The following is a 21,712-nucleotide window of genomic DNA, read 5'->3' on the forward strand; positions in this document are numbered from 1 at the left end:
GTGTTAGGCAATCCCCTGATCATGACGATCATCAAGACGTTTGTGGTACTCGGCGGTATCATGACCGCTGCGGCCTACTTCGTGCTGCTGGAGCGGCGCGTGGCAGCTTGGGTGCAGGACCGTCGCGGTCCGAATCGGGTGGGAATTCCGCTGACGAAAATTCGGCTGTTTGGACTCGGCCAACCGCTGGCAGACGGCCTCAAGATGATCTTAAAAGAAGAGTACTCGCCGGCGCAAGTCGATCGCCGACTCTTCATCTTGGCTCCGATTATCATCATGACGGCCGCACTCGCCGTCTACGCCGTCATTCCTTTTGGAAGTGTGCTACCGCCGATCCCAGCCCTGGGGATCGATCAACCGATTCAGTTGGTTGTTGCGCCGCAGTTGGATGTCGCGATCATTTATGTCTTCGCGCTGTCCAGCATTGCCGTTTACGGAGTTGTGTTGGGGGGATGGGCTAGCAATAGTAAATACAGCTTTCTGGGAGGCCTGCGGTCAAGTGCTCAAATGATCGCTTACGAGTTGCCCTTGGGTTTAGCGATTCTCGCCGTGGTCTTGTCGAGCAGTTCATTACGATTAGATGAGATCATCCGAGCCCAAACGGATGGAGTCTGGTTCGCGTTGGCACAACCGCTGGGATTTGTTGTGTTCGTCGTCGCGGCCTTTGCGGAAGCAGGCCGTTTACCGTTTGATCTGCCGGAAGCGGAACAAGAATTGGTCGGCGGCTACCACACCGAATATTCAGGGATGAAACTGGTGCTGTTTTTGACCGCCGAATTTATTCATATGATCACGGCTTCTTTTTTGATCACGATCCTTTTCCTGGGGGGCTGGCACTTGCCCTGGATCACCGGATCGGGTGACGAGATTGGTTGGGGCGTTGCGATCTTGCGAATTTTGGTTCTGATGGGCAAGACGTTTCTGCTGATCTTCTTTTTTATGCTGGTTCGTTGGTCGTGGCCCCGTTTTCGCTTTGATCAACTGATGACATTGGCTTGGAAGGTCATGTTACCGCTTGGGGTGGTGAACTTGGTCGCAGTTGCGATTCTCAGCGAGCTGAGTCATCCCAATCAGTTCGGTGAGCAATTGAACTGGTTTTATTGTTCGGCCGTGGGATGGCTTGTCGCTTTATCAGCTTGGGCGATTGTGGCGGCCATCGGACCTTTGGTAACGGACAACCGACCTCAAACGTATTTCCAATCGTACGATGCCGACAAACGATGAACACAAACAGTCTTGAGAAAAGCCGATGAAAGCTGAGGATAAAGACATACGTTGGGTTGACGAACCGAAATTGGGGCTGGCGGGCCGCATGTACTTGCCGCTTATCTTTGGTGGTTTGTCGACGACGTCAAAACATCTCGTGAGCCCCAAAGTGACCGTCAGTTACCCGGAGGAAGAGCCCGAAATCGGGGACCCGCTGATCTATCGCGGAGTACACCGATTGAACCGCGACGAACAGGGACGCGTGAAGTGTGTGGCTTGCTTTCTTTGCGCAACAGCCTGTCCTGCCCACTGCATTGACATCGTCGGCACGGAAAGTCCGTGGCCCGATCGAGAGAAATACCCTCAAAGTTTTTCGATCGATGAGTTGCGTTGCATTTACTGCGGCATGTGTGAAGAAGCTTGTCCCGTCGACGCCGTGGAATTGACGAGCCTCTACAACCTGACTGGACGCAGTCGTGAGGAAATGGTGTTCGACAAAGAAAAGTTGCTCAGCGTCTACGACGAGACAAAAGATCAGGAGCCGATGAAATCCGCCCAGTACGGAGGCACGGTATGAATTCGGTGCTTGCCCTATCCGCGAGCTTAGCGGGAAACGCGACCCTCTCGAAGCTGCAAATGATTTTGTTGCTCGGGGTGGTGCTGCTGATCTGCTCGCTGTGGATGTTGCTCCCGAACGGGCGATCGATGGGGCGCGGTCGTCGGGGACTGGCTGTATCGCTGGGGTTAGCCGGACTAACGGTCATCTGGTGGCGGATACCAAGAATGCAGTTTGAAGCACAAGCCGAGTTTTGTGCTCTTGCCACAGTCACGATTGGCTCGGCGGTGGCGACCATCACTTCACGAAGTCCCGTCTACAGCGCAATCTGGTTTGCAGCTTCACTGCTCGGGACATCCGGGCTGTTTTTATTTCAAGGCGCCCAGTTTGTCGGCGTAGCCACGGTTGCGGTTTACGCCGGTGCCATTGTGGTGACCTTTTTGTTCGTGCTCATGTTGGCACAGCCGGAAGGGCATGCTTTTTTCGATCGCATCAGCTGGGGAAGTGTGCCCCGACTGGTGGCCGCAACGACGTCCGTTTGCTTCGCGGTTTTAATCGCGGCTTCGCTGTTCGATATTCAGGAATCAGAAATTACCGCTCAAACTTCCTTGCGTGATGTGATCGGCAATCGAATTTCACAAACCGATGGTTGTCACCTGCGGGGATTGACCATTTTGGATCAAGCGAACACTCGAAATTTGACGCTGCGGGTTGCGGCCCCTTTGGAAATGCGAGAGTCGATCCTTGCCCAGCGTTCTGAATTCATTGAGTTGTCCGAGCAAACGGTTATTGGGGAACAGCCAACTGAGGTGAAGATAGAGTTTGTTGATGTATTGGCTCAACGCCACGTCGCAAACCTGGGTGGCCAGTTGTTCAGTCGACATCTCATTGCGATTCAGGTTGCGGCTACGCTGTTGCTGGTGGCTCTGGTCGGTGCCATCGCGATTGCGAGTCGAGACCAAACTGAAGTACCGACAGAAGGAACTTCTGCATGACGGAATTTGCTCTGCTGCAAAACTACTTGCTGGTTGGTGGAATTCTATTTGCTCTCGGGCTCACAGGCTTCCTCACACGCCGCAATCTGATCGTGATCTTTCTCAGTGTCGAAATGATGTTGCAAGGTGTGTCACTCAGCCTCATCGCTTTTGGCCGTTTTCACGGTGATTGGGGCGGGCAAATGCTCGTGATTTTCATTATCGCGGTCGCAGCCTGCGAGGCCGGGGTCGCACTGGCGCTGGTCCTTGCCCTCTGCCGAACTGCCGGGAACCTGGACGTTACGGCTTGGCAGCGGGTTCGAGAGGACGGCACCGAGTCGTTTGTCGATCGCGAAGTTCCCGAAGATGCGTTTGAGCAAGAATCGTGGCCTGTGTTGACTCCGGCAGGCGTGCGCCCCGAAAAGGATCCTCAGCAGGAACCCTACCGCAGCCATGTATGATCTCCGCATTCTGTTGATTCTTATCCCTGCGTGTCCGTTGTTGGCGGCGATCCTGATCGCTGTTCTCGGACCAAGAGTGTTGCGCGAAAAAAGTCATCTTCCGGTGATTTTTGCACTGTTGATTTCATTCGTCTGCAGCTTGGCCGTCGTGATGGAAATCCACCACCGTGCGGGCCTAGTGAGCGAAACCGGTGTGGCTGCCCATGTGGGAGTTGCGGAGGTTCAGTCGCTTTGGACCTGGGCCCAGGTCGACGATGCTTATCGCATGCCGGCGGGAGAATCCGTGCCCTTTTCGATTGATGTGTCGCTACGTGCGGATGGTCTCACCGCTTTAATGTTGCCGACCGTGACCTTCATCGCGATGCTCGTCGCGATTTATGGTGCCGGCTACATGCATGGCGACCGCGGGTACTGGCGATTTTTCGCGTACGTCTCGCTGTTTGTGTTTTCGATGACGATGCTGGTCCTGGTAAGCAATTTCTTGATGCTCTTCGTATTCTGGGAGGCGGTGGGGGTCTGCAGCTATTTACTCATCGGATTTTGGTACGAAAAGGAGGGTGCCGCGGCGGCGGGGATGAAGGCCTTCTTAGTGAATCGTGTCGGTGATTTTGGATTCGCCCTGGCGATCTTTCTGATTTGGGTGAACTACGGAACGCTCAACTTTCACGACGTGGGTGGTATCCCCGGTGTGATGGGAGATCAGCGACTGAGTGGGCAATTGGCATTTGTTGGAGGCGGTGTCGCAACCGCCATCTGCTTGCTTTTGATGCTGGGTGCATGTGGGAAAAGTGCTCAATTTCCCCTCCACGTGTGGTTGCCGGATGCGATGGAGGGTCCGACTCCAGTAAGTGCTTTGATCCATGCAGCGACAATGGTTACGGCGGGGGTTTACATGGTGACCCGATGCACTCCTTTGTTCCATGCATCGTCCGACGCTCAGCTGGTCGTGGCCTGTGTGGGAGGTTTTACCGCGTTGTTGGCCGGATTAATTGCGTTGACCCAATACGATTTGAAACGAGTACTGGCTTACTCCACAATCAGCCAGTTGGGCTATTTGTTCCTGGCCTTGGGGACCGGGACGATTGGCGGTATTTGCGCCGCAATGTTTCATCTGTTCACCCACGCGTTTTTCAAAGCACTCCTGTTTCTTGGAGCCGGGAGCGTGATGCATGCGATGGGCGACGTGATCGACATGAGGCGATTCGGGGGACTTCGGCACCTCATGCCTTGGACGCACCGCACTTTTCTGATTGGGGCGTTGGCCCTTGCAGGTGTCTTCCCCTTCGCAGGTTTTTGGAGCAAAGATCAAATTGTGGCCGCCGTTCATGACGAGAGCCACTCGCATGCCGAGGTTCACCATACACGGGCAAGCGATCCAAACACGACTCATACTGTACGGACGGCTGTGAGCGATGCTGCTGATGAGAATTCTGACCGTCGGGCCAAGATTTTTGACTGGCTCTATCGGATTTCCCTCGGCGTGGCATTTTTGACCTCCCTGTACACTTTTCGAGCCTACTACATGACTTTTTTTGGGCCGGAAGTGATTCCGTCCGAGGCCGGGCATCATGCCCACGAGTCGCCACCCTCGATGTTGATTCCATTGGGAATCTTGGCGATTCTTGCCTTTAGCATCGGCTGGATGCTCGATCATGCCACGCTAATCAATTTCTTGTCTAGCACCCCGTCACTTGCCTACGTAACGCCTGCCGGATACCAGCCTGTATTTCACCTGGACATTGCGGTGAAAAGCACATTAGTGGCGCTGGCGGGAGTCGGACTCGCATCTTATCTGTACCTGGGGCATCATCGTGAAGCCAACGCGCTCTCCAAGTTGTTTGGCTCCTTGCGCCGGCTTTCGTACCACAAGTTTTACTTTGACGAACTTTATCATTTCGGGATCATCTGGCCATTGCGATGGTTGGCCCAACTCAGTTATTTGTTCGATAAATGGATTGTTGACGGGATTGTTAATCTGATTGGTCAATTGCCGGTGCGATTGGGAAGCAGCATACGTGGTTGGCAGCATGGTTTGATTCCTGCCTACAGCTTGATGATGGCGTTGGGCACCCTGATCATTTTAATCCTCGGCAAGATTCTTTGGGGCGGAGGATGATGTCGAAATGAATTCCTCGATATTCTTGTTGATTTCGATCGTCTTGCCGATCTTGGGATCCATCCTGATTTGCTCGCTTGGTGCGGGCAGTGTGGTACTTGTTCGTCGTGTAGCGCTTTGTGTTTCGCTCGTGACTTGCTTCACCGCCTTTTTGGTGGTTAGCCGTTTCGAACCCACCGGCGACATTTACATGGCCGAACAGCTGGATGCGGCCGCGAAAGACCCATCCATTCTGAAAACCTTTGACCCGGCGACGACCGCGTTTGCCAGCACAGAATACGAATGGCTGCCCGCCTCGACCGGAATCGATGTTCGATTTTCCATCGGGTTGGATGGTTTGAGTGTTTGGCTCTACGCGCTCACGGCACTGCTGATGCTTAGTGCAGTGCTCGTGAGTTGGACGGCAATCACGGAACGGGTTGCTTTGTTCTACGGTATGCTGCTACTTCTCGAAGCGGGCTGCTTGGGTGTCTTTGCGGCGCGAGATTTAATCCTCTTTTACATCTTCTTCGAGTTTACCCTGATTCCATTGTTTTTCTTGATTGGGATTTGGGGGAGCGAGCAGCGGCGATTTGCAGCCCAAAAGTTTTTCTTGTTCACGTTGGCCGGCAGTCTGTTGACCTTTATCGGACTGTTGACCATCGTCATTTCAGTTCATCAGCAGATGATGAATCAGGGGATGGGGCACGGTGCGATCAGTTGTTCGATTCCGGAATTGGTCGTCCGATTGACTTGCTTTCCCCTAGCGAACAGTTTGCAATCTTGGGTGTTTTTGGCCTTATTTGTAGGTTTTGCCATCAAAGTCCCCCTTTTTCCCTTCCACACTTGGTTGCCACTTGCCCACGTTCAGGCGCCGGCCGCTGGAAGTGTTTTTCTGGCGGGAATCTTGTTGAAGATCGGGACGTTTGGCTTTTTGCGATTCAACATTCCGATGTTACCCGAGGCAACTGTTGCCTTTGCCCCCGTGCTGCTTTGGTTAGCGGTGATTGGAATTATTTATGGCGCGTTCGTGGCGTTGGCCCAGTCGGACATGAAACGCCTGGTTGCCTACTCGAGCGTGAGTCACCTTGGGTTTTGTATGCTTGGATTGTTTGTCCTAAATCCGTTAGGAGTCCAAGGTGCTACCTTGCAAATGATTAATCATGGTATTTCGACAGGTGCACTTTTCGCACTGATCGGCATGTTATATGAGCGATATCATACGCGTGAAATTTCGGACTTTGGCGGTCTTGCCAAGCGACTACCTATTTTTGCTTTCTTCATGCTGTTGTTCACATTTTCGAGTATCGGATTGCCTGGGCTGAACGGCTTTGCCGGTGAGATCCTGATTCTAGCGGGAGCTTTTCAACGGGGTTGGGCCCAGCAGGCTGGACCGTGGGGAGCTCAGCTAAAAATAATCTCTGTGATCGCAGTTTTCGGCGTGGTGCTGGGCGCTTGGTATATGCTGTCGCTGGTTAAACGCGTCTTTTTTGGCGAGCTGAAAGAGCCCTCCGGGCAGGACGCCGAAGGTGAGCTACCTGGCGACTTGACTGGCCGTGAGATTTGGGCGTTAGTGCCGCTTGCCATTTTGGTATTTTGGATCGGGTTGTATCCGAAATTCTTCCTGGATCGGATGCAGCCCACGATCGACTATTCGATTCAAGCCGCTCGCCAAGCCGCAGACCGTCCGCCTGCGGCGCTGGCTTCGACGCGGAACAGAGAGGAAAGTCAACCAAGTGCCCGTTAACGCCGAAACCATTGTCAATTTGTTGCCGGAAGTGACGCTCGTGTTGCTTGCGGTCGTCATTCTGATTGGTGGAACCTTCAATCGGTCAAAACTGAGTTGGACGATTGTTTCGCTGTTCATCTTCGGCGTTGTGGCTGTCATGCTTTCGCGGCAGCCCACCGCGGCGCAGGTTGTTGCCGCGGGACCGTTGCGATTCGATGGCTTCTCGCAATATTTTCGCTGGACGGCACTCGGTCTCGGCGGGCTTTTTACGCTGTTTGCCACTCAAAGTCGGCAGTTTAAGCTGTTTCCTGAACTCCTCGCTGCGCTTGTTCTGATTGTTACCGGGCTTATGGTTGTGAGTTCGGCCGCTGACCTCGTGATGATGTTTCTTGGATTTGAACTGATATCGATCCCGACCTATGTCTTGTTGTTCATCGGCAAGTCGGATCGTCAGTCTGATGAAGCAGCGGCAAAATACTTTTTCCTGAGCATTCTTTCGTCCGCTCTGATGTTGTACGGGTTTGCGTCACTCTATGGCGTGACCGGTGAAATTGAATTTCAGTTAATCCGGGCCAGTTTGCAGGCCGATTCGGCTCCGCTGCTTCGCTCGTTTCTTCCGATATCGCTGGTGGCGATCATTGCCGGGTTGGCCTTCAAGGTGGCTGCGGTTCCCTTCCACTTCTACGCACCAGATGTTTATCAGGCGACCACTAACTTGAATGCGGCCGTATTGGCGATTGTGCCCAAGATGGCCGGCGTTATTGGGTTGGTCCGCATTTTGATTGCGGTTTATCCTCGCGAGTCACTTTTCCCCTGGCAGCTTGCGATCGTTTTGGCGGTGTTGACGATGACGCTCGGCAATGTCGCCGCACTCTGGCAAAACAATCTGCGGCGTTTGCTGGGCTATTCTTCGATTGCCCACGCGGGATATCTGCTGATTGGATTGGCGGCGGCGTTGGGGGGGCAAATCGATGCGGCGACCACGCAAGACGCGATCACAGCGATGGTGTTCTATGTGGTTGTTTATTCGGTGGCAACGATTGGTGCTTTCTCGGTGCTCGCTTATCTAAGTGATGACGATTTCAGTTTTTCTCAGCTACGCGAGCTCGCTGGACTGGCTCGCACGCATCCTGTGATTGGTGCTTGTCTGGCGGTTTGTATGTTCTCACTGAGTGGCATCCCTCCCTTAGCGGGATTTTGGGGTAAGCTGACCTTGTTCAAGTCGGCCTTGGATGTCGGTCTTTCGAGCTCGGGTGGGACGCGGTACTGGTTTATTGTGCTTGCGGTCTTGGGGGCTTTGAACGCAGCGATTGCGGCCGCATATTATTTGAGAGTGATCGGCGTGATTTATTTCAATGCCGATGAGTCCTCCCCGAAAAAGCCACCGCTAGGAAATCCGGGAGCTGGCTTGGTGGCATTATTGAGTGTTTGGATTGTGATTGGCATCGGGCTGTTTACATCCGGTGCGATGCTCCGAGCAGAGGCAGCGGCTCGATCGGTCTCGGTGGTCAAATCGGTGGATCCCGAGTTGACGTTGGTGACCAAGCCACGTCGACCTTAACGCTTCGCGAAGAAAAAAATGGCCAGATCTGGCAAAAAGAACTCGCTTGGTTCGCTGTTCGACGAGGCGGACTGCCCCATTTATGTACTGGATGCGGATCGTCGACTGCAGTACTGCAATCAAGCATGTTGTCGCTGGACTGACTGTGCGTCTGATCAATTGTTGGGAGTCCGTTGGGATTACCATTCGCTTGAGAACGCCCCGCCTCTTGCCACGGAATCATCAAAAGATCGTGTGTCAGCTGGCCTGTGTCCGTCGCTTGATGCGTTTTCAGGCGTGAGATCCCGTGGAATCGTAGCTTTGCCGGGTTCTTGTCAACGGCGCGAGGCAGAATTCATTCCGCTTTCGCTCGGTGCTGACGTGACCAGCGTGTTGGTGCTCGTGGCTCCTCAGGATCTTACTTGCCAGCCGTTGTCGGAAGCGTCAGATGCGTTTGAACCGGCCAAGCTTCATGAGCAGCTGCAATATTGGCGCAATGTTCAGCGCGACGTCTACCGCCTCGACAACTTGGTTGGAAGTAGCGTGCAGATGCAGCGCGTGCGGGATCAGGTGCGTCTTGCTTGCGCCGGTCAGGGGGCGGTGCTCGCCGTGGGCTCACCAGGTTCCGGGCGAGAGCGGATGATGCGAACGATCCATTCGTCCAGATCCCAATCGGCTCAGATCGCTTTGATTCCTTTGGATTGCCGTCTTCTGGACAGCGAGTTGATGCGGTCGACGATGGACAACGTGATCCGCGAGTCCAGCGAGCTGGAGGGATCGGGCGGTGTCGATCTGCTCTTGTTGGATGTCGATCAGCTATCCCTTGATTGTCAGATTGTGTTATTGAATTTTCTGTGTTTGGAAGAATTGAACGTGACAGCGTTGGCGACCGCAGGTACGGATTTGGTGACGCTGGCGAAAAAAGCCGGATTCGTGGCCGACTTGGCTGAAAAACTCACGACGTTGGTGATTCGACTGCCGACTTTGTTGGAGCGTCCAGACGATCTACCGCTACTGATTCAGGTGGCCATCGAAAATCAAAACGCGGCAGGTGGTAAGCAGGTACTCGGTACCACCCAGCGCGCGATGGATCTATTGTTGGCCTATCGTTGGACTGGAAACGTGGATCAGTTGTTTGAGTTTGTTCGACAGGCCCATCGTTGCGCAGCAGGGGTGCTGATTACCGAACAGGATCTGCCAGACGCGATCAGTTTGTCAATTGATGCTGATCGCTATCCGCACCGGCAGGTCGAGACGATCGAGTTGGAGTCTTATCTGGCCAACATTGAAAGGGAATTGATCCAAAGGGCCCTCGTGACGTCTGGTGGCAACAAGGCTCAGGCGGCACGTCTGTTGGGTATCTCACGCGGTCGGCTACTCCGCCGACTGGAAACATTGAAAATTTCATCCTGACCGATCGGGATCAGTGGGCGTCGCTATGCGGGAATTGGTGATTTGTGAAAAGACGGGTGAATGGGCTGCGGTCTTTCGACGGCATTTCGAGCAAGTCTTTGAAACGCGGTTCTTGGCCGACTGTGGCCGTTTTGTCGAAGCCCATCCTCAGGCAGTGACTGTGTTGGAAACCGGATGTTGGGAGCCGGCCGAGGTGGCAGATTGGGTGACAAGCATCCGAGCGGGCTTCCCCGATCTGTTAATTCTGGCCATTGTTTCTCGGGAAAGCTCGGGCACGTGGCACTGTTGGCTGCGAGAAATGGGTGTGAGCGATCTGCTTGCTTCTTTTCAGGATGTTCCACGTGTTAAACACCAGGTTCAGCGACACTTTCAGCGGTTTCGCAGCGGGCCCCTGTCGCTCGAGCAGCGAATTTGGAACAATTTACCCTGGTCCTGAAGTCACCCGTGCGGGCGGTTACAGCGACCTGGAACCTTTAGCATATGAGGTGATTCATGGCCGGTGGTGCGTTAGATGCTGCGGTGGTTAAAGCAGCAATGCAAAACTTCAAGGATCCCGAAACGGGGCGTAGCGTCGTTGACATGTCGCAAGTCAAGGATCTGGCGATTGAGGATCGACGTGTTTGTGTGACTCTCGCACTGACCACGCATTCTGCTCCGCTTTGGGATGAGACATATCGAGAGGCAGAGCAGCATTTGAAGGCCGCTTTGCCACAGGCCAGCGAGATCAAGGTTGAACGTGCAGTCCTTGATCGGCGGCCCGAAAAGATTGGTGAAATTGGACTCGCTGCGAAGTCGGTAATCGCGGTCGGATCGGGCAAAGGTGGTGTCGGCAAAAGCACCGTCGCTTCGGCACTTGCCTACGGCTTGCAACGTTCAGGATCTGTCGTCGGACTTGTCGATGCAGACGTGTACGGGCCGAGTATTCCCCATCTGCTTGGCGTAAGTGGGCGACCGGAGATTCTCAACAATCGGATTCAGCCGATCGAGAAGGATGGCATCCGAGTGATGTCGATGGGCTTCCTGGTACCGCCCGGGGAAGCGGTTGTCTGGCGTGGGCCGATGCTGCACGGAGCCATCACACAATTCTTGCGTGATACTGAATGGGGTGAGCTTGATTATCTGATCATCGACATGCCTCCAGGAACCGGAGACATTGCGCTGACGCTCTCCCAGCTGTTGCCCCTTTCCGGTTCGGTCGTCGTCTGCACGCCCCAAGAGGTTGCCTTGTTGGATGCGGTCAAAGCGATCGCCATGTTGCGGAAGGTCAATATTCCAGTGCTTGGCATGGTGGAGAACATGAGTGGCTTCATCTGCTCGGATTGCAACAAGCGATATGACATATTTGGCAGTGGTGGTGCCAAGAAACGTGCTGAAGAGCTCGAGGTGCCCTTCTTAGGCGAGATTCCGATCAACGTGGGGATTCGTACCAGTGGCGACAAAGGGCAAATGAACGCCGTTTTTGAGGACGAGGCGACACGTCCCTATTTGGAGCAGCTGACGCATCAGTTGGTGAGGAATTTGGCCCAGCAGGTGATGGAAGAGCCACCGCTTCCGACCCTCAACGTCCTGTAGACGCTCTTTATGGCAGGAAAGGCCATCGCAGTCGGCGATGAGCCGAGGAGTGCATGTCAGTTTGGGGGAAGTGGGGCTGTGTTCGATTCTGGTTAGATCGATGCCCTCTTGGCGCAAAACTAGAGCCGCCTGAATGATCACAAGCGGCTCTGTCTCGTTGTATCGCGCCCAAACGCGGCAAATTGCCGCAATGGTCTAGCGTCGCTTCTTCTTGGCTGCCTTACGCTTAGCGGTCTTCTTCTTGGCGACCTTGCGCTTAACGGCCTTTTTCTTAGCGGTTTTCTTTTTGGCAGTCTTCTTTTTGGCAGTCTTCTTTTTGGCTACCTTTTTCTTGGCTACCTTCTTCTTGGCTGCCTTTTTCTTGGCTACCTTCTTCTTGGCTACCTTCTTCTTGGCAACCTTCTTTTTAGCGACCTTACGCTTGACGGCCTTCTTAGCGGCTTTCTTGCGAGTCGCCTTCTTCTTCTTGGCCACAGTTCGTCCTCCGTTGAAAAAGTACTGGCGAGTTCCGTCTCAAATGGCTTCCGTTATGCCTTGAGCCTTCGAGTCTTACTCACCTTCAATCGTAATCCCGATATCGGGTTTTCACATTACTGAAATCCGTTCCAAGTCTGATCAATGCCAACCTACTCTCTGGTGAACCTGAAACAACGAGTTGAAAACATGCGTGCAAAACGTCGCTTATTTTTCGTAATCTTTAGAATCCAAAACTGTTCGTCAACCCCAAGTTTAATCTTTTGTTGTAATTCTTTGTCTCTTCTTATGCATGAAAACGTCGTTGTCATTGTTGAAATGTGTTGATGAATCAACGTTCGTTGCTTCACGGTTAGCTTTTGCGTGACAGGCTGATTGATCTCTTTGAATTTACGTTAGAAGTGTGACGTGATTATGTCATACGACTATTGCGTTGCTTTGTGGAGATCGCGTTTTACGCTGTTTTTAAAGGGGTGTGACGTTGTTCGATTTTTTTACCAGCCGCGTCCGTATCCACTGCCACGACCGGTGTACGCTTGCAAAGTTTGGTAACTCGAGTACGCGAGCATGCCGAACATGATCATCAAATAGCTGTCTCGATTTGTCAGCGCAAAGAGGGCAACAGCACCCGCCGTAAAAACTGAAAGCAAAAGAGAATTTTTTATGCCGTCAGTACGACTAAAGATCACAAATAGCTCGCGAGAGATCTGTCCGCCGTCGAGTGGATAGATTGGTAGTAAGTTTAACAATGACCAGTAGACGCTGATGTAGAGGAAGTAAAGGACAAACCAAAATACACTCAGTGGTGGAGATGGCGCGTCGATAATTGGTAAGAGATTTCCAACAAAGCCACCGAGCGGAACCGAGTAGCCGAGGAGCAGCAGACTGATAACCATTAATAACGCGCCGCTGAGTTGCGCGACGGGACCGGCGAAGGAAATCGCGATTTGGCGATATGGGTCCCGAGCATTCATCGAATGGCTGTCAGGAACCGCCAAGCCACCAAAGTGATAAAGCACTATGTGACAATGACTTCCGAAGTATCGGAAGGCAAAAGCGTGCCCCAATTCATGGATCAGAATTGAGATTCCGACGGCCAAAATCCAGGCCAAGAGCAGGGGGGGATCGCCTTCGGTGCTCCCGTAGCCAAGCAGCACAGCAGCGATCCAAAAGAAAGGTGCAACGCGAACTGGAAAGCCGAATAGACTGAAATTAATGTCAAATTGCGTGCGGGGAGGTTCACCCAATATCAATCGTCTGACTCCAGAAAAATTTGTGTGTTGAAACGATCGCTAACGCACCGATTTTAGCAGGTCATTCAGATGGAAGTAGCCCGGCAGTTGTGAATGACGCGAGGCCAATTGAGATGCGACCATTACAACGCGATTCGATCCCAGTTCGCTGATCCCAGTTCGCTGATAGAGCTTTGCTTCCGGCCAGCGATCATCTTTTTGGATTTGGCTAATGACGAACTTTGACTCGATCTTCGGAGTGATTTGTCTTGCCAACTGACAATCAGTATGGGGGGAGCCACAAAAAAAGGCGTTCCCGATTTGGAAACGCCTTTTGATAGATCTGACGACAATCTCGTCGCCTATTTCTTTTTGGCGACTTCAAAGCCATTCTTGAACGATTTGTCGTTGAAGATCAGGTTGATTTGTTCGTCACCTTTCTTGCTGGCAGCAGCTTTTGTGCAGTTGCCACAGCAGAACGCGACGTCAACACCAGCGACCTTGACAACTTTGTCGGCCTTGGCCGGCTTGCCTGACATGGGGCAATTGGTTTGTACAAACTGGCCGGTCATCGCCAGTTGATGATTGGCTTTGGTGGCAAACTTCTTTGTGTTCTTAGCGAAGGCACCGGGGCAACCGGGGCAGCAAAAGTAAACCTTCCCCCCTTTGTAATCGGCGGTTGCTTCCGGGGTGATGGCTTTACCGGAAACGATGCATTTCACTTTGCTGAGGTCAGTTTTTTTCGCATCTTCCGCGACCAGAGTTCCAGCGATGAACATTGCGGTGATCGAAAACGCGGTTACTAATTGTCGCTTAAGCATGGGTTTCCCTCTCCCTCAGATATCGATGTGGATGGTGGATCGGCCTTTGCAGGTTTGTCTCCCCGCTTTTTCATTTCGGCCTACATTATACAGATACGTAATCCGGTTGTGATCCCGTAAATCAACGACTTCTTACCGTGTTTTTGCGGCATACGTGTCAATGAATCCTGGTCATGGGTGATCTATCCGACCTGCTGGGGCCCTAATTGGTTCAATAGAAGCTCGAGATAGCTGCGTTTCTCCGGTCGTGAAAGTTTCAGGTGCTCGGCGAGCGACAGGAGGGCCACCTTCGTGGCATCTAAGTGTTTCAGGTCGCTCGTAATCTCGAGCTCCACAAATTGTCCCAGTTGGTCGATTTCATCCAGGCAGATTTCCACCTGATAGCCTTGCCATTCGTATTCCGCTTTTCGGCGATACTTACGGACTGTCATGACGGGCTCGTATTCGAGCAGAGTGAGTAATTCGACAAACTGTTCCGAATACTCACGACCGTCTAACAAAGGGAGTTCTAGTTCCCTTCGAGTTTTTGTCGTGTCGTCAATTCTGGCGCCTTTGTAGGTGATGAAGTTCTCGGAGCCAATGGCTCGAAGTCGGAGCGCTTCGTCAGTCTTTCCAAAGTCTTTTTGAGGGTGCGCGAAATAGGTGTCGATCTGTTCGATCGGCGGTCCAATGACGGTGCCCAGCTTTTCTATTTTCTCGATGGCCTCATCGAGGCTGTTAATCCAAAACTTCTTTTCGACTTCAAATTGCATCATCGACCCAGTGGTTGTAAAAGTTTAACGATTTTGCGTGTTATTAGTTATCGGTACCATATAGAACGGACTTGGCTTTTTCTCGCTGGTTAGGAAAAGGGTTTTACCGTCGTTGCCGTAGCAAACGGCCTCTCCCTGCTTCCGTGGTGGTAACGCGATTGTTCTCAGAGGCCGTTGGAGGGCCGTCTGCCAGCTTTCGCCTGCTCGTCGTTGCAACTCTGCGCCATTACCCAAGTAGGTAATTGCGAAGCCTCGAGAGCCGTCGGGGGCCAAATCAAGGCCTGTAACGATTGGAAAGCGGATCTCACCGATCCGCTGGGCGATTTGGGTTTGAGTGCGTTGCGTGGGATCCCAGTTGAGTTGCCAGACAGGACTGGGGAACAGCACTTGGTGATGTTTTCTTTTTTCGATCAAGAGAAATTGGTTATCTCGTGGGTCGTAGGCGACCGCTTCGCAGTTGTGCGCCCGTTTGTCGGCGTAGCTGAAATCAATGCGATGAACAACCTGGGTGTCCTTTTTGGGCGTTTTCGGTTCCAGGGCCGTATAGAGCGTGTAATTTCGACGTTTGAGGTCATTGCAGCCCGTATCGGCGACAAAGAGGAAAGGTCGGTCTTGATAGCGAAACGTTCCCATGTCTTCCCAATCAATCGCCTGGGCTCCACGAAGTGCACTGGTGCCTGCGTGCTTCCCCGATCGATCGAAAGCAAAGAGGCGAGGTTTGTCGCCCGAATCATTGTGGGTCCAGAAAATGTTCGGATGGCGATTGGATGCGGCCAGCCCGCTGCTTTCCGTGATCTTGTCGTTTTTGAGCGTCCCGAGCAATTTCGGAGTACCATACTGAAGATTCGACGAAGGCTCGCTGCTGAGTGCGCTGTCGATCGAGGTCGCCACGAGAATTGCTATCATCATGGGGGCAAGTCGGAGCATCATGGCGTGTCTCCGTAGCTGGTTGAGGTGACTGCAGGGGTCAGTTGTTGTCGAAAGCGGGCCACTTGTTCGGCGGGTTGCGGACTGTTCCAGATCGCTGCACCAACGGCGACTCGATGGATGCCAGTATTGAGCACCGATTCGGTTTCGGGCCATCCGATGCCGCCGATGGCGAAGGCGGGCAAGGCAACCTGGTCGCTAATCTGCTTCAACAGTGCAAGTCCTGGAAAGTCCGCAAATTGTTTTGTTTGAGAGGGAAATGTAGGGCCGACGCCAATGTAATTTGCGCTGTCACTCACGGCTTGTTGGGCCTCGGTCAGCGAATGCGTGGAGACGCCGATCAACGGTTCTGTTCCCATGATCTGCCGCGCTTCGTGAACTTGCATGTCGTCTTGACCGAGATGCACACCATCCGCACCCGACAAGCAGGCGATGTCGGGTCGGTCGTTGACGATCATAAGGGTGGTCGAGTCGGCCGTGGCTTTCCGCAGGGCGTGTGCGCGTTGCAACAGTTGTCGATCATCAAGTTGCTTATCACGTAGTTGGAGCATGTCGACACGGGAGTCAACGAGTTGTCTCACCCTTTTCTCGAAGTTCAACGCCCCATCGGCCCCATCGATCAGAACGTACAATTTGGCATCTTTCAAGACTGACGTGCCGACTTGGAGAGCACGGATGGCACTCTCGAGTTCATAGCTTTGATAACGTAACCCTTCAAAGCTTGCCGCGACGATCGGGTTGGCGAGCTTGCCGTATTCCTCCAAACAGCGCATCGCCTGCTGGACTCGATTTAAACTGGCAATTGCCACATCGTGCAATGAACCGCGTTCGAACTCTTTTTCAGTCGTGAGAGCCCGGCCGACGTCTCGAGACGTATCACGTGCCGAAACACGTTGGGGGCCCAATTGGGCGATTTTTGCTGCCAAATCATGTCGGATCTGCTTGCAATGCTGCGCAAGCCCCGGATTTTGACTGACAAATCGCAGGTACTCCTCGACGACACGCAATCCTTCGGCGGCTCGATTTGCGTTGACATCGATGATTCGCATTGCATTTTGCGAAAAAGAGGCTGTCATAAAAACTGTCCAGTTGTCCCGGTGGGGCACATCCAAATTTGTCGGTCGAGCAAGGAAAGGGCTGGGTGCGAGGCTGATTCGGGGAGGCTTTCTCCAGTCGGCCCCTTTTGATGCTACGGATCGCAGTGTTGCAGAAGCGAGAGGGAATGGCAATTGAACGCCGCTGAGTCGTTTGGCCTCCTCCGTTGGCGGGAATTCTACGTAAGTGTCGCGTTTCTGTTGGACTGGGATGCTGAGATTGCCGATCGAGCGGTTGGTGGTCGATACGATTTCCGGTGGACGATTTGGATCTGGAAGCAGCAATGGCATCGCCTAACTCTTTGATAGCGAATACTTTGGCTTGATCGGGTGGCAACAGAAAGCTAGAATTCGGCTCAGGTTTCGAGGAATCGCAGGTGCGAGGTTGGTGAGGCCATGGACGGGATCTTCCAGCATGTTTGTCGTCTTTCCGTGTACGCGTGGCCGGGTCTTGGGCGGATCTGGCGCCATGGGGCGTTCCTAGGGCTGCTGTACGCATTCGGATTCACGGCATTATTGAGCGCGGCCTTGGTGAGTTCTCTGGTCTGGGACGAATTGCTCCCTGATGGGGTTCGAGTGCTTTTGTGGTTCTTGACGCTGCTCTATTGGGTCCTGGGTTGGGTTGATTCGAACCGTTTTTTGGCCAATCATCAGTTCGTTTCTGCCCGGGATGGACAGTTGGACTTGTTCTTGGCTGCTCGCGGGGAATACTTAAGATGTAAATGGAAGGGTGCAGAGGATCTGTTATGCAGCATCTTGCATGAGAATCCTCGTGATACAGAAGCTAGATTAATGCTGGCGACCTTGAGTCGGCACCAAGGTTTGCTAGAGGAGGCTCGGGAACATTTGCGACGACTTCAACGATTAGAACGAGCTTCTGAATGGAATATGGAGATTGAGCGAGAGTGGAGACTGCTCAGCCGATTAGAAACCTCCGGCAATTTGGACGAATCCATGCCGGAGGGTCGACCCGGACTGGTCAATGAACGCTCGATAGCGGCATGACCTATACGAGAGAGAAAACCATTTTAAACGGAACGAATGAAGCGAGAGTCTTGCCTTGCCGGAAGTGTGCCGGATCGTTGTGTTGTATCAACCGCGAATAGTTGACGCCTGACTTGTTTTCATCGTTTGCTCCGAAGGAGCTTTCAAATGTACGAACGATTTACGGACCGTGCCAGAAAAGTGATGCAACTGGCAAACCAAGAAGCGCAACGGTTCAACCACGAATACATCGGCACCGAGCATATTCTGCTCGGTCTGGTGAAAGAAGGTAGTGGTGTCGCTGCGAACGTGCTCAAAAACCTCGACGTGGACCTGAGAAAGATTCGCCTCGAAGTCGAGAAGCTCGTCCAGAGCGGACCAGAAATGGTCACGATGGGCAAGTTGCCGCAAACGCCTCGTGCCAAGAAAGTCATCGAGTACTCGATGGAAGAGGCGCGAAACCTGAACCACAACTATGTGGGTACTGAGCACATCTTGCTTGGACTCTTACGAGAACAAGAAGGGGTCGCTGCTCAGGTGTTGATGAACCTCGGCCTGAAACTCGAAGAAGTTCGCGAGGAAGTTCTCAACCTGTTGGGTCACGGTATGGAAGGGGGCGAAACGACTCGCGGAGGTCGCGAAGGTGGTGGATCCGAAGGCAATCCTTCCAAAAGTGGCAAATCCAAGACACCGGCGCTGGACAGCTTCGGTCGAGATTTAACCGAATTGGCCCGTCAAACTAAGCTTGACCCTGTCATCGGTCGCGAGCGAGAAATTGATCGTGCGATTCAGATCCTCTGTCGACGTACGAAAAACAACCCCGTTCTCCTAGGAGAAGCCGGCGTCGGTAAGACCGCGATCGTGGAAGGCTTCGCACAACGGGTCATTAGCGGTAATGTGCCCGAATTGCTTGCAGACAAGCGAATCGTTGTGTTGGACTTGGCGATGATGGTCGCTGGCACGAAATATCGCGGTCAATTCGAAGAACGAATCAAGGCCGTGATGAACGAAGTTCGTCGCGCCAAAAACACGATTCTGTTCATCGATGAATTACACACGCTGGTGGGAGCGGGCGGTGCGGAAGGCGCCATCGATGCGGCCAACGTGCTCAAGCCTGCTTTGGCTCGAGGTGAAATTCAGTGCATTGGTGCCACAACGCTTGATGAATATCGCAAGTACATCGAAAAAGATAGTGCTTTGGATCGTCGTTTTCAGATCATCATGGTCGATCCGGCGACCAAGGGTGAGACGGTTGAAATTCTGAAGGGATTGCGTGATCGGTACGAAGATCACCACCGTGTTCAGATCACGGACGATGCGATCGAGGCCGCCGTGGAAATGTCGAGCCGGTACATCACCGGACGCTGTCTTCCTGACAAGGCGATTGACGTGATCGACGAATCGGGAGCTCGTGTGCGGCTTCGAACAATGACTCGACCGCCGGACTTGAAAGAGATTGACGAAGAAGTTGAACGCCTGAATAAGGATAAAGAAGAAGCGGTTGCCAACCAAGATTTTGAGAAGGCGGCTTCCCTTCGGGATCAGGCTGACAAGCTTCGCAAGAAAAAAGATGCCATTACCAGAGACTGGCGAGAAAAGTCTCGGCAGACCGATGGCGTCGTCGACGAAGAAGTCATTGCGGAGGTCGTTTCCAAGATGACTGGCATTCCGCTTACACGTCTGTCTACCGAAGACAGCATGCGACTGATGCGGATGGAAAATGATCTGCACAATCGGGTCATCAGCCAAGATGAAGCCGTCAAAGCGATTGCCAGAGCGGTTCGTCGCAGTCGTAGCGGATTGAAAGATCCAAAACGGCCGACCGGCTCCTTCGTGTTCGCAGGACCTACGGGTGTTGGCAAAACCTTGCTCGCCAAGGCACTCGCCGAATTTATGTTTGGTGATGAAGACGCGCTCATTCAAATCGATATGAGCGAGTACATGGAGAAACACAATGTCAGTCGCTTGATCGGTGCTCCCCCTGGTTACGTTGGATACGAAGAAGGGGGCCAACTTACCGAGAAAATTCGACGTAGGCCGTACGCGGTGGTGCTTCTCGATGAGATCGAAAAGGCTCACCCCGATGTGTTCAACATGCTGCTGCAGGTAATGGAAGAGGGACGTCTCACCGATAGCTTCGGTCGAAACGTTGACTTCCGAAACTGTGTGCTCATCATGACCACGAATGCGGGTGCGGAAGCGATCAAGAACGAGCAGTCGTTCGGATTCCAAGCACCCGATGATGATGCCTCCTACGAAAGTATGAAGGCACGTGTGAACGAGCGGATCGAAAAGGTCTTCCGACCCGAATTCCTCAACCGGTTGGATGATACGATCATCTTCCGACACCTTACCAATGAAGATCTGAAAGAAGTGATCGACCTGGAATTGGGCAAGGTTCGCGAGCGATTGCTCGAACGAGGCCATGAGCTGCTCCTGACCGAGGAAGCAAAACAGTTCTTGATTCGAAAAGGCTCCAATCTCGATTACGGGGCTCGCCCGCTTCGTCGAGCGCTCGAGAGTTTCATCGAAGATCCGATGTCGGAAGAGCTGCTGAAGGGTGAATTCCAAGGCATGGAGCGAATTACGGTTGACGCTGTCAAGGATGATGAAGGTAAGATCCGTCATCTAACCTTCAAAGGCATCCCGACTGAGCCTGATGAACAACCGGCCGCTGCGGTGGCGGGTGATTCAACCGAGGAACCGGCTTCGGAATAGGCCCGCTTGCCTCGCTACTTCACGAGTTCAAAAGGTCCGTCAATTGACGGACCTTTGTTTTGCGCCTGGTTGTGAAAGCAGAGCAAATGATGACTCGATAGTGATTTAAAGATACCTATCTTGCCTGTCCTTTCTATCTGTAGTGATCGGTAATCTTTCCTCAAGCCTTAGGGATGACGATCCGAATAATAGTTACGGTCGATCAGACTGCGTCGTGCGCTCGCATGGCGCTCCTGTTTAACAACTGAGGTGGAACGCGAGTCATGTCTGAAGGATCGGTTGCTCCAGATCGCCCCTCCCAGGGGCTACTACATTCAATGACCGATTGGGTCGCTGACTGGGGCGCCGTCGTGATCAACGCATTCGTTGCTGTGGGGGACTTCGCTCAGTTTGCGGGAAAGACAATTTCCTGGATGTTTACTCGCTTGCCGCGTCGAGAGACATTGCTGCCGAACTTCTTCGAAGTGGGTGTGCTCAGCTTGCCGGTGGTTGCATTAACCGGAACCTTCATTGGGATGGTGTTGGCGGTCCAAAGCTACTTTCAGTTTCGACAATTGGGTTTGGAAACTCGCCTGGGTGCAGTCATCAACATGTCATTGGTTCGTGAATTGGGTCCGGTATTGGCTGCGACGATGTTGGCGGGACGAGTCGGAAGCCGACTTGCTGCACAGTTGGGAACGATGCGGGTGACGGAACAGATTGACGCTCTCGATAGCATGGGGGCCAACCCCATTCACTACTTGGTCGTTCCGAGATTTCTGGCTTGCTTCTTTGTAATTCCTTCGCTGACGGTAATGGCGGACTTTATGGGCGTCGTTGGTGGGTATTTTTATAGCATTGTGTTTTTGGGCATCGATAAACATCACTACCTTTACAACTCGCAGCAATATGTGGGCACTTGGGATTTCTTAAGCGGTGTTTCGAAAAGCTTTGTTTTCGGTGCGATCATCGCTTTGATTAGTTGTCATCGGGGATTCACCTGCCGGCCGGGTGCTGAGGGTGTTGGGCAAGCGGCCACATCGGCGTTTGTACAGTCTTTTGTTCTGATTCTCGCTTCTGATCTGTTCATGAATATTGCATTGGATGCGCTCTACTATGCCATTTGGCCAGAGGGTGCTTCCTTGCTCTAGTTGCGATGTTCGGTGGTATATCAATGGTTGTTGA

20 protein-coding genes are annotated in these 21,712 nt (G+C 52.9%); 13 read left to right on the plus strand and 7 right to left on the minus strand.

The window, feature by feature from the left end; all coding sequences use genetic code 11:
* From nuoH to P8N76_24970, 10 genes are read left to right on the plus strand one after another with little or no spacing between them, the layout of a single operon-like run.
* A complete protein-coding gene (gene nuoH, locus P8N76_24925) occupies positions 1-1,224 on the plus strand; it encodes an NADH-quinone oxidoreductase subunit NuoH (protein MDG2384938.1) in 1,224 nt (407 codons plus the stop codon).
* A 25-nt stretch (positions 1,225-1,249) separates the two neighbouring features.
* Positions 1,250-1,783 carry an NADH-quinone oxidoreductase subunit I gene (locus tag P8N76_24930; GenBank protein ID MDG2384939.1) on the plus strand — a complete coding sequence of 178 codons (534 nt, stop codon included), beginning with the start codon at positions 1,250-1,252 and terminating at the stop codon, positions 1,781-1,783.
* Positions 1,780-2,757, plus strand: coding sequence for an NADH-quinone oxidoreductase subunit J (locus tag P8N76_24935; protein MDG2384940.1), 978 nt, complete (start codon positions 1,780-1,782; stop codon positions 2,755-2,757). The genes P8N76_24930 and P8N76_24935 overlap by 4 nt, the downstream gene beginning before the upstream one ends.
* A complete protein-coding gene (gene nuoK, locus P8N76_24940; protein MDG2384941.1) occupies positions 2,754-3,197 on the plus strand; it encodes an NADH-quinone oxidoreductase subunit NuoK in 444 nt (147 codons plus the stop codon). The genes P8N76_24935 and nuoK overlap by 4 nt, the downstream gene beginning before the upstream one ends.
* A complete protein-coding gene (gene nuoL / locus P8N76_24945) occupies positions 3,190-5,313 on the plus strand; it encodes an NADH-quinone oxidoreductase subunit L (protein MDG2384942.1) in 2,124 nt (707 codons plus the stop codon). Before nuoK ends, nuoL begins: the two co-directional genes overlap by 8 nt.
* Before the next feature lie 7 nt (positions 5,314-5,320).
* Entirely contained in the window at positions 5,321-7,039 is a 1,719-nt protein-coding gene (locus tag P8N76_24950) for an NADH-quinone oxidoreductase subunit M (protein MDG2384943.1), read from the plus strand.
* A complete protein-coding gene (locus P8N76_24955; GenBank protein ID MDG2384944.1) occupies positions 7,029-8,582 on the plus strand; it encodes an NADH-quinone oxidoreductase subunit N in 1,554 nt (517 codons plus the stop codon). Before P8N76_24950 ends, P8N76_24955 begins: the two co-directional genes overlap by 11 nt.
* 18 nt (positions 8,583-8,600) lie before the next feature.
* On the plus strand, positions 8,601-9,974 hold the full coding sequence (locus tag P8N76_24960) for a helix-turn-helix domain-containing protein (protein ID MDG2384945.1): 1,374 nt from the start codon (positions 8,601-8,603) through the stop codon (positions 9,972-9,974).
* A 13-nt stretch (positions 9,975-9,987) separates the two neighbouring features.
* Complete coding sequence (locus P8N76_24965) at positions 9,988-10,410, plus strand: hypothetical protein (protein MDG2384946.1); 423 nt, start codon at positions 9,988-9,990, stop codon at positions 10,408-10,410.
* A gap of 56 nt (positions 10,411-10,466) precedes the next feature.
* Complete coding sequence (locus P8N76_24970; protein ID MDG2384947.1) at positions 10,467-11,546, plus strand: Mrp/NBP35 family ATP-binding protein; 1,080 nt, start codon at positions 10,467-10,469, stop codon at positions 11,544-11,546.
* A gap of 195 nt (positions 11,547-11,741) precedes the next feature.
* Here P8N76_24970 and P8N76_24975 read toward each other — a convergent pair whose 3' ends face one another.
* From P8N76_24975 to P8N76_25005, 7 genes are all read right to left on the minus strand, one after another.
* Positions 11,742-12,020: a hypothetical protein gene (locus P8N76_24975; GenBank protein MDG2384948.1), complete on the minus strand. Its 279-nt coding sequence runs from the start codon at positions 12,018-12,020 to the stop codon at positions 11,742-11,744.
* A gap of 494 nt (positions 12,021-12,514) precedes the next feature.
* Positions 12,515-13,273 (minus strand): peptidase, encoded by a 759-nt coding sequence (locus P8N76_24980; GenBank protein MDG2384949.1) that lies wholly within the window; start codon positions 13,271-13,273, stop codon positions 12,515-12,517.
* A 39-nt stretch (positions 13,274-13,312) separates the two neighbouring features.
* Entirely contained in the window at positions 13,313-13,528 is a 216-nt protein-coding gene (locus P8N76_24985; protein MDG2384950.1) for a hypothetical protein, read from the minus strand.
* 86 nt (positions 13,529-13,614) lie between these two features.
* On the minus strand, positions 13,615-14,073 hold the full coding sequence (locus P8N76_24990; protein ID MDG2384951.1) for a hypothetical protein: 459 nt from the start codon (positions 14,071-14,073) through the stop codon (positions 13,615-13,617).
* Between the two features lie 182 nt (positions 14,074-14,255).
* Positions 14,256-14,828 (minus strand): class IV adenylate cyclase, encoded by a 573-nt coding sequence (gene cyaB / locus P8N76_24995; protein ID MDG2384952.1) that lies wholly within the window; start codon positions 14,826-14,828, stop codon positions 14,256-14,258.
* Between the two features lie 21 nt (positions 14,829-14,849).
* Positions 14,850-15,755 (minus strand): hypothetical protein, encoded by a 906-nt coding sequence (locus P8N76_25000; protein MDG2384953.1) that lies wholly within the window; start codon positions 15,753-15,755, stop codon positions 14,850-14,852.
* Positions 15,752-17,137: a thiamine phosphate synthase gene (locus P8N76_25005; protein MDG2384954.1), complete on the minus strand. Its 1,386-nt coding sequence runs from the start codon at positions 17,135-17,137 to the stop codon at positions 15,752-15,754. Before P8N76_25005 ends, P8N76_25000 begins: the two co-directional genes overlap by 4 nt.
* 105 nt (positions 17,138-17,242) lie before the next feature.
* On the opposite strand from P8N76_25005, the gene P8N76_25010 reads away from it, so the two are divergent.
* The 3 genes from P8N76_25010 (at position 17,243) to P8N76_25020 (ending at position 21,678) form a co-directional block, all read left to right on the plus strand.
* Positions 17,243-17,851 (plus strand): tetratricopeptide repeat protein, encoded by a 609-nt coding sequence (locus tag P8N76_25010; protein MDG2384955.1) that lies wholly within the window; start codon positions 17,243-17,245, stop codon positions 17,849-17,851.
* 147 nt (positions 17,852-17,998) lie between these two features.
* Entirely contained in the window at positions 17,999-20,548 is a 2,550-nt protein-coding gene (locus P8N76_25015) for an ATP-dependent Clp protease ATP-binding subunit (GenBank protein MDG2384956.1), read from the plus strand.
* Positions 20,549-20,811: 263 nt separating this feature from the next.
* Complete coding sequence (locus tag P8N76_25020) at positions 20,812-21,678, plus strand: ABC transporter permease (GenBank protein ID MDG2384957.1); 867 nt, start codon at positions 20,812-20,814, stop codon at positions 21,676-21,678.
* Positions 21,679-21,712 lie beyond the last annotated feature (34 nt).

This window comes from Pirellulaceae bacterium, from assembly GCA_029243025.1.
Lineage (GTDB): Bacteria > Planctomycetota > Planctomycetia > Pirellulales > Pirellulaceae.

Coding starts and splice junctions, on each gene's coding strand:
- P8N76_25010 (MDG2384955.1), top strand. CDS start 17,243: ATGGACGGGATCTTCCAGCATGTTTGTCGTCTTTCCGTGTACGCGTGG.
- P8N76_25015 (MDG2384956.1), top strand. CDS start 17,999: ATGTACGAACGATTTACGGACCGTGCCAGAAAAGTGATGCAACTGGCA.
- P8N76_24935 (MDG2384940.1), top strand. CDS start 1,780: ATGAATTCGGTGCTTGCCCTATCCGCGAGCTTAGCGGGAAACGCGACC.
- P8N76_25000 (MDG2384953.1), bottom strand. CDS start 15,755: ATGATGCTCCGACTTGCCCCCATGATGATAGCAATTCTCGTGGCGACC.
- nuoL (MDG2384942.1), top strand. CDS start 3,190: ATGTATGATCTCCGCATTCTGTTGATTCTTATCCCTGCGTGTCCGTTG.
- P8N76_24930 (MDG2384939.1), top strand. CDS start 1,250: ATGAAAGCTGAGGATAAAGACATACGTTGGGTTGACGAACCGAAATTG.
- P8N76_25005 (MDG2384954.1), bottom strand. CDS start 17,137: ATGCCATTGCTGCTTCCAGATCCAAATCGTCCACCGGAAATCGTATCG.
- nuoK (MDG2384941.1), top strand. CDS start 2,754: ATGACGGAATTTGCTCTGCTGCAAAACTACTTGCTGGTTGGTGGAATT.
- P8N76_25020 (MDG2384957.1), top strand. CDS start 20,812: ATGTCTGAAGGATCGGTTGCTCCAGATCGCCCCTCCCAGGGGCTACTA.
- P8N76_24990 (MDG2384951.1), bottom strand. CDS start 14,073: ATGCTTAAGCGACAATTAGTAACCGCGTTTTCGATCACCGCAATGTTC.
- P8N76_24970 (MDG2384947.1), top strand. CDS start 10,467: ATGGCCGGTGGTGCGTTAGATGCTGCGGTGGTTAAAGCAGCAATGCAA.
- P8N76_24960 (MDG2384945.1), top strand. CDS start 8,601: ATGGCCAGATCTGGCAAAAAGAACTCGCTTGGTTCGCTGTTCGACGAG.
- cyaB (MDG2384952.1), bottom strand. CDS start 14,828: ATGATGCAATTTGAAGTCGAAAAGAAGTTTTGGATTAACAGCCTCGAT.
- P8N76_24950 (MDG2384943.1), top strand. CDS start 5,321: ATGAATTCCTCGATATTCTTGTTGATTTCGATCGTCTTGCCGATCTTG.